Source organism: Amycolatopsis thailandensis, from assembly GCF_042723255.1.
GTDB lineage: Bacteria > Actinomycetota > Actinomycetes > Mycobacteriales > Pseudonocardiaceae > Amycolatopsis > Amycolatopsis thailandensis.
Map to the genome: position 1 here is coordinate 36983 of NZ_JBHXJK010000075.1, position 3897 is coordinate 40879.

4 protein-coding genes are annotated in these 3897 nt (G+C 70.7%); all 4 read left to right on the forward strand.

What is annotated here, in order from left to right:
* Positions 1–109 precede the first annotated feature (109 nt).
* The 4 genes from ACFWMR_RS26900 to ACFWMR_RS26915 are packed head-to-tail and all read left to right on the forward strand — an operon-like array spanning position 110 to position 3858.
* Positions 110–1147: a LacI family DNA-binding transcriptional regulator gene (locus tag ACFWMR_RS26900; RefSeq protein ID WP_378380367.1), complete on the forward strand. Its 1038-nt coding sequence runs from the start codon at positions 110–112 to the stop codon at positions 1145–1147.
* Positions 1144–1905: a sugar phosphate isomerase/epimerase family protein gene (locus ACFWMR_RS26905; RefSeq protein WP_378380368.1), complete on the forward strand. Its 762-nt coding sequence runs from the start codon at positions 1144–1146 to the stop codon at positions 1903–1905. The genes ACFWMR_RS26900 and ACFWMR_RS26905 overlap by 4 nt, the downstream gene beginning before the upstream one ends.
* The gene (locus tag ACFWMR_RS26910; RefSeq protein WP_378380369.1) at positions 1902–2534 is read left to right on the forward strand and encodes an SGNH/GDSL hydrolase family protein; all 633 of its coding nucleotides are present in this window, start codon (positions 1902–1904) and stop codon (positions 2532–2534) included. The genes ACFWMR_RS26905 and ACFWMR_RS26910 overlap by 4 nt, the downstream gene beginning before the upstream one ends.
* 16 nt (positions 2535–2550) lie before the next feature.
* Positions 2551–3858: a serine/threonine-protein kinase gene (locus ACFWMR_RS26915; protein WP_378380370.1), complete on the forward strand. Its 1308-nt coding sequence runs from the start codon at positions 2551–2553 to the stop codon at positions 3856–3858.
* Positions 3859–3897 lie beyond the last annotated feature (39 nt).

Below are 3897 nucleotides of genomic sequence, written 5' to 3' on the forward strand. Positions count from 1 at the left end.
TGTGGGGCTGTATTTTTTTCTAATAATGTGACCGTACCACCAGGGCGGTCTCTCTGCCGTTGCTCCCGCCCCGCGGCTCTGCCCCCCACCGCACCACCGAGGAGGAACCATGCCGCAGCGCGCCGCCGGTTCGGCCACCCTGGCCGACGTCGCCCGTGAGGCGGGAGTGTCGCTCGCGACGGCGTCGAGAGCGCTCAACGGCGGGACCAGACAGGTCAGCGGGACTCTGCGGGAGTCGGTGCTCCAGGCCGCGGAACGCTTGCAGTACACGGCGAACGTGCCCGCACAGGCGATGGCCCGCGGGCGCGGCAACGTCGTCGGGCTGCTGGTGCACGACATCGTCGACCCGTACTTCTCCTCGATCGCTTCCGGGGTCATGCGCGTGGCCGCCCGGCACGGGCTCACGGTCACCATCGCGAGCACGGAGAACCGGCCGGAGAAGGAACTCGAGTACGTCACGACCCTGCGCGGGCAACGGGCGCGAGCGGTCATCCTGGCCGGGTCGCGCAATGAAGACAGTGCCCTGCAACGGAACCTGACCAAAGAGCTCAAGGCGTTCGAGGCCGCCGACGGCCGGGTCGTGGTGATCGGGCAGCGGAAACTGCCGTTCGACACCGTCATGCTGGAGAACGGGCCCGGGGCGGCCGCCCTGGCCGGACGGCTCACCGGGATCGGGCACCGCGACTTCCTCGTCCTCGCCGGGCCGCCCGGACTGCTGACCTCACGCGATCGCGTCCTCGGCTTCCGCGACGGCCTCGCGCACCACGGTGTCTCCCTGCCGGCGAACCATGTCCTGCACGCGGAATTCACCCGCGACGGCGGTTACGCGGCGATGGTGCGAGCGCTGGAAAGCGGCTTCCGGGGCTGTGTCTTCGCGGTCAACGACGTGATGGCCGTCGGCGCGATGGCCGCCTGCCGCGACCACGGCCTCGACGTACCGGAGCACATCGCGATCGCGGGCTTCGACGACATCATCACCTTGCGCGACATAAGGCCTTCGCTGTCCACCGTGCGCGTCCCGATCGAGCGCATGGGCGAGCAGGCCCTCGACTTCATCCTCGACGACCGCGCGGCCAGTCCCCGCGTCAAGCCGATCACCGGTGAGGTCGTGCTGCGGGAAAGCACTCAACCGTTGGAGGGAAAATGATCCGCCCGGGACTGTGTTCGGTGACGCTGCGACGGCTGGACGCCGACGAGGTGGCCCGTCGCGCCGAAGAGGCCGGGCTGCAAGTGATCGAGTGGGGTGCCGACGTCCATGTGCGCCCCGGCGACGATTGGGCGGCCGAGCGCGCGTTCGAAGCCATGGCGCGGCACGGGCTGACCTGCGATTCCTACGGTTCCTATTTCCGTGCCACCCCGGTGGAGTCCGGGAAGTTCGGCGAGATCGCCGCCACCGCCGTCCGGCTCGGCGCGTCCCGGATCCGGGTGTGGGCGGGCAAGGCGGGTTCCGAAGACGTCGACTCCTACGAACGCGAGCAGGTCGTCGCCGGTCTCCGCGAGGCCGCCGACGTCGCGAACGAACACGGGCTGGAGGTCGCCCTGGAGTTCCACGGCGGGACCCTGACCGACACCGCCGAATCGACCGTCCGGCTGCTCGACGAGGTCGGCCGCGACAACCTCGGCACCTACTGGCAGCCACCGCAGGACCTGCCGGACGAGCAAGCGCTGGCCGGCCTTGAGCTGGTCCTCGAACGTGTCCGCGCGGTGCACGTGTTCTCGTGGTGGCCCAGCAACGAGCGGCATCCGCTGACCGCCAGGACGGAGCTGTGGACGGCGGCGTTCGGGCTGCTCTCCAACGCCGGACGCCCGTTCGACGCGCTGCTGGAGTTCGTCCCGGACAACGATCCCGACCTGATCCCCGGCGAGGCCGATTCCCTGCGCAAGCTGATCGAGGCGGGCGCGTGAAGTACACCGAAGCCGACAGGCTGCTGTTCGCCGGTGACTCCATCACCGACTCCAGCCGCGACCGCACCGATCCGGCGTCACTGGGCAAGGGCTACGTCCGGCAGATCGCGGAACTGCTGGGTGGCGGGCCTGAGGTGATCAACCGGGGCGTCAACGGCAACCGGATCTACGACCTGGAAGCCCGCTGGACCACCGACGTCCTCGCGGCGCGCCCCACGGTGCTGACGGTGAAGATCGGCATCAACGACACCTGGCGGACCTTCGACCGCGGCCTGCCGAGCCCGATCGGGAAATTCCGCGCCGCCTACACCCGGCTGCTGGCCAGTGCTCGGCAGCACCTCCCTGCCGAGTTGTACGTGATCACGCCGTTCCTGCTGCCGGTGGAGCCGGAACAGCAAGAATGGGAAGGCGATCTGGCGCCCCGGATCGAAGCCGCGATCGACGTGGCCACCCAATTCGGCGCGCGGCTGATCCGCGCGGATCTGTTCATGCCGCGCGCGGCGGCCGAACACGGGGCGGCGACGCTGGCCCCGGACGGTGTCCACCCCAGCCCGCTCGGACACCGGTTGCTCGCCGAGGCCTGGCTCACGGCGGCCGGTGCGCCGGTCGAGGAGGTTCCGCTGCCCTAGCGGATACAGTTGTGCCGTGAACCGGGATGCCATCATTGCCGGGCGGTACCGGCTGGAGCGCAAAGTCGGCCGGGGCGCGATGGGCGTGGTGTGGCGGGCGCGGGACGAACGGCTCGACCGCACGGTCGCGGTCAAGCAGCTCCTGCCGGACAACTCGCGCGACGATGCCCCGTTCCGGTCGATCGTGCGCGCGATGCGGGAGGCCCGGGTCGCCGCGCGGCTCAAGCATCCGCACGCCGTCACCGTGTACGACGTCGCCGAACAGGACGGGACCCCGTTCCTGGTCATGGAGTTCCTGCCGTCACGGCCGCTGACGGAACTCCTCGCCGACGACGGCCCGCTCCCCGCCGGCCGGGTGGCGGAGCTCGGCGCACAGATCGCGTCGGCGCTGGCGGCGGCCCACGAGGACGGCATCCTGCACCGGGACGTCACCCCCAACAACATCCTGATCACCGGGGACGGCCAGGCGAAGATCGCCGACTTCGGCCTGTCCCACGCCACGGGCGAAGGCACCATGACCGGTGACGGCCTCGTCGTCGGCACTCCGGCGTTCCTCTCCCCCGAAGTCGCGGACGGCGAGGAACCCGGCTACCCGTCGGACGTCTTCTCTCTCGGCTCCACGCTCTACACGGCGTTGGAAGGCGCGCCGCCGTTCGGCACCGACGGCAACCAGATCGCGCTCCTCAAACGGGTCGCGCGCGGCGAGATCACCGCTCCACGCGCCACCGGCCCGCTCACGGACGTCCTGCTGCGGCTGCTGCGGCGGGACCCCGGGGAGCGGCCGGACATGGCCGAGGCCGAACGGATGCTCAGCGCCGTCGCCGACGGCCGTCCGGCGATCCTGGCCGGTACGAAACGGCTTCCCGCGCCCACCCGCCGTTCGCGGCTGCCGTTCGCCATCGCGGGCGGCGTGGTGGTGGCGGGTGGTGTCCTGGCGGGGATCCTCCTGGTCGACGACGCACCCGATGTCCCGGTGGCGGCGCCGGCCGCTCCCGCCGCGAGCGCTCCCGCCGCGAAGCCGATGTGCGAAGCGCGTTACGAAGTGGCCAGCCGCTGGCCCGGCGGCTCGGAGATCCGCGTGTCCGTCCGGAACCCCCAGGACACCCGCCTCACCGGCTGGGAGGTCAGCTGGACCCTGCCGCCGGGTACCAAGATCGCGAATCTGTGGAACGGTTCCCTCGCTCAGGACGGCGACCGGGTGCGAGTGTCCGAAGTGGACTGGAACGCGGTACTGCCCGCAGGCGGGACGACCACGTTCGGCTTCATCGCGACCACCGGTGACGACGGCGGGGACGCGCCGGTCGCGGAGTGCCGAAGTTCCTGAGAACGCGTTTCGTCCTCTGGATGCGGTAGTTGCCCGTGC

Coding starts and splice junctions, on each gene's coding strand:
- ACFWMR_RS26900 (WP_378380367.1), top strand. CDS start 110: ATGCCGCAGCGCGCCGCCGGTTCGGCCACCCTGGCCGACGTCGCCCGT.
- ACFWMR_RS26905 (WP_378380368.1), top strand. CDS start 1,144: ATGATCCGCCCGGGACTGTGTTCGGTGACGCTGCGACGGCTGGACGCC.